Here is a 2,891-nt window from a genome sequence, read left to right on the forward strand (position 1 = left end):
TTTTTTTATTCAAGCAGAAGACGGCATCCGAGTCCTAGTCCGGTCTCGTGGGATCGGAGATGGCTCGTCTGCGGCACCAGATACCGCCGCAGATCGTCCGGCTCGCGCACCGTGGCGGAGAGGCCGATGGCGGTGAGGTTCGGGCTCAGGCGGTGGAGCCGCGCCAGCCCGAGGGACAGCAGGTCGCCCCGCTTCGAGGTGACCAGCGCATGCAACTCGTCGAGCACCACGCAGGAGAGGTTCGCAAAGAGCTCGGCCGCCTCGCGATGGGCGATGAGCAGGGCAAGCTGTTCCGGCGTCGTCAGCAGGATGTCGGGCGGGCGCTCGATCTGGCGCGTGCGCTTGTGCGAGGGGGTGTCGCCGGTGCGGGTCTCGACCCGGATCGGCAGGCCCATCTCGGCGATGGGCGCTTCGAGGTTGCGGGCGATGTCGACGGCGAGCGCCTTCAAGGGCGAGATGTAGAGGGTGTGGAGCCCCCGCGCTTTTCGCGATGGGGGGCGCTCGGACAGGGCGACGAGGCTCGGCAGGAAGCCCGCCAGCGTCTTGCCCGCCCCCGTGGGCGCCACCAGCAGGGCCGAGCGCCCGTCGCCGACGATCCGGAGCAACTCGGTCTGGTGCGGCCGGGGTGCCCATCCGCGCGAGGCGAACCAGGCCTCGAACCGCGCGGGGAGGGAGCCCTCAGGCAAGAGTCATCAGGCGAGCGCCATGAGGAACCGGTCGATCAGTTCGAGGGCGCGCTCGGTCATGGCGCCGGGATAGCGCACGAAGACGTGGCAGCCGCCGGGATAGATGGCGGTATGGCCGCCATTGCCGGCCGCCGCCCAGCGCGACGACATGTAGAGCGTGTCGTCCAGCAGCGGATCGTGCGTGCCCACCGAGAACAGGGCCGGGGGCAGGCCCTTCAGCTCGGCATAGAGCGGCGACACGTCGGGGCGGCGCCGGTCGATGCCGTCGCGCACGTAGTCGTTGGCGAAGGTGGTGAGATCCTGGGTGTTCACCACGAGGCGGGTCTCGCCCCAGTTGCGGACGCTGGGCGTCAGGCCGAGATCGAAGAAGCCGGCATTGAGGTTGGCGCCGCGGAAGGCGCGGGGCAGGTTGTGCCGGTCGCGCAGGCGCAGGAGCGTCATCACGGCGAGATGCGCGCCCGCCGATTCCCCGCCGATGGTGAGCGCCGAGATGCCGAACTCGGCCTTGCCCGGACCGGCGAGCCACAGGGCCGCCGCCTCGCAATCCTCCAAAGCCGCCGGATAGGGATGCTCCGGGGCGAGGCGGTACTCCACGGAGAGGCAGACGAAGCCGCAGGCATCGGCGATCCGCTCCAGCCACGGATCCTGCTCGTCGGCGGCACCCCATACCCAGCCGCCGCGGTGGATGTGGAGATAGGCGCCGCGCAGCTTCTTCCACTTCCGGGCGTCGGGGCGGATCAGCCTCAGGGACAGCGGCCCGTCGGGGCCGTCGATGACCACCGTCTCGGCGCGGGCGCTGCGCGGCATCGCGGGCGAGGCCTGGGTGCCCTGCCGGCGGCGCGCGCGCACCTCGGAGAGGGGGATCGACCAGGGATCGGCCTGGGCCGCATGGGCCGCGACGATCTCGGCGTTGAGGCGGTGGGTCTCCGGATCGATCGTCGCCGGGTCGAAGAGGGCGTGGTCGATCATGGAACGGTTCGTCTCATCCAGTGTGGGGCCGAAGCGGCATTCGGGCTGGCGCGTCGAATGTGGGCGAAGCCCGCACCGATGCCAGTCGCAGGGCCGGCGCGAAACGGCCTAACGCCCCAATGGACAGACGGTTTCGTTCGGGTGTGTCGCATCGGTCACGCTTCCGCCGGGTTCGCCGGCTTCAGAGACGCCGATGAGGCCCCATATGTCCGAAAGAGTTCAGCCGTCGGATCACGGCCAGAGGATGACAGCATGATCGTCGACAACGACCCGCGCCGACAGGGACCCTACCAGGGCCGTCCCCCCGTCGGGAGTGGCTATTCCGATGGACAACCGCTTTCGGCCCTGCGGCGCTTCCTCGGCGGTTCGCCCATGGCGGTGCTGGTGAAGCTGCTGTTCCTGTCCATCCTCGTCGGCGCCATCATGGCGACGCTGGGCATCACGCCCGGCCTGCTGTTCTGGCACATCTACGATGCGGGCCGCGCGCTCATCGACCTCGGGTTCGAGACCTTCCACGATTTCGGACGCTGGATCCTGGCCGGTGCCGTGGTGGTGGTGCCGCTCTGGCTGCTGTCGCGGTTCCTGTCGGTCTCGAAATAGGCAGGCGGACCGCATTCTACCGAGGGACATGAAAAAGGCCGGCGTTTCCGCCGGCCTTTTTCAATTCGACGCGTGTCGAAGACGATCAGCGCTGGACGATGACCTTCGCGCCGACCTTGGCGCGGGTGTAGAGATCGGCCACGTCGTCGTTGGTCATGCGGATGCAGCCCGACGACACGGCGGTGCCGATCGTCTCCGGCTCGTTGGAACCGTGGATGCGGTAGATCGAGCCGCCGAGATACATGGCGCGGGCGCCGAGCGGGTTCTCGATGCCGCCCTTCATGAAGCGCGGCAGGTCGGGGCGACGGCGCAGCATCTCGGCCGGGGGACGCCAATCGGGCCATTCCCGCTTCATCGTGATCGTCTGGGTGCCGCCCCAGGTGAAGCCGGGACGACCGACGCCGACGCCGTAGCGCAGGGCCTGACCGCCGCCGAGCACGTAATAGAGCCGGCGCTCGGCCGTGGAGACCACGATGGTGCCGGGAGCGTAATTGCCGCCGAAGGCGACCTGCTCGCGCTGGATCGCCGACATCTGCGGCACGGCCGACCCGATGGCCTCGGCCGTGCCGCAGATGTCGGCGATCCAGCGCGCGCAGGTCGCCTTCGGCTGCAATTTAGCCACCGTGCCCCACTGGG

Annotated in this window: 3 protein-coding genes and 1 pseudogene; 1 reads left to right on the top strand and 3 read right to left on the bottom strand. The window is 69.2% G+C overall.

What is annotated here, in order from left to right; translation table 11 throughout:
• Nucleotides 1-65: 65 nt before the first annotated feature.
• Together MBTS_RS22870 and MBTS_RS22875 are read right to left on the bottom strand one after the other, a co-directional pair.
• A pseudogene (locus MBTS_RS22870) lies at nucleotides 66-686 on the bottom strand (DEAD/DEAH box helicase); the annotation flags it as partial.
• Nucleotides 687-692: 6 nt separating this feature from the next.
• Nucleotides 693-1,655, bottom strand: a complete 963-nt coding sequence (locus MBTS_RS22875; protein WP_056150015.1) for an alpha/beta hydrolase — start codon at nucleotides 1,653-1,655, stop codon at nucleotides 693-695.
• Between the two features lie 252 nt (nucleotides 1,656-1,907).
• Here MBTS_RS22875 and MBTS_RS22880 point away from each other — a divergent pair, with 252 nt between their 5' ends.
• Nucleotides 1,908-2,255, top strand: coding sequence for a DUF6460 domain-containing protein (locus MBTS_RS22880; RefSeq protein ID WP_192216563.1), 348 nt, complete (start codon nucleotides 1,908-1,910; stop codon nucleotides 2,253-2,255).
• A gap of 85 nt (nucleotides 2,256-2,340) precedes the next feature.
• Here MBTS_RS22880 and MBTS_RS22885 read toward each other — a convergent pair.
• Nucleotides 2,341-2,891: L,D-transpeptidase (locus MBTS_RS22885; protein WP_192216564.1), on the bottom strand; the 551-nt coding region annotated here is incomplete at its 5' end.

The sequence above is a fragment of the Methylobacterium bullatum genome (assembly GCF_014845095.1).
In the GTDB taxonomy this organism is placed as follows: domain Bacteria; phylum Pseudomonadota; class Alphaproteobacteria; order Rhizobiales; family Beijerinckiaceae; genus Methylobacterium; species Methylobacterium bullatum.

What these genes read in the sequence shown, in the direction of transcription:
- MBTS_RS22880 (WP_192216563.1), top strand. Translation starts at nt 1,908, where the DNA reads ATGATCGTCGACAACGACCCGCGCCGACAGGGACCCTACCAGGGCCGT.
- MBTS_RS22875 (WP_056150015.1), bottom strand. Translation starts at nt 1,655, where the DNA reads ATGATCGACCACGCCCTCTTCGACCCGGCGACGATCGATCCGGAGACC.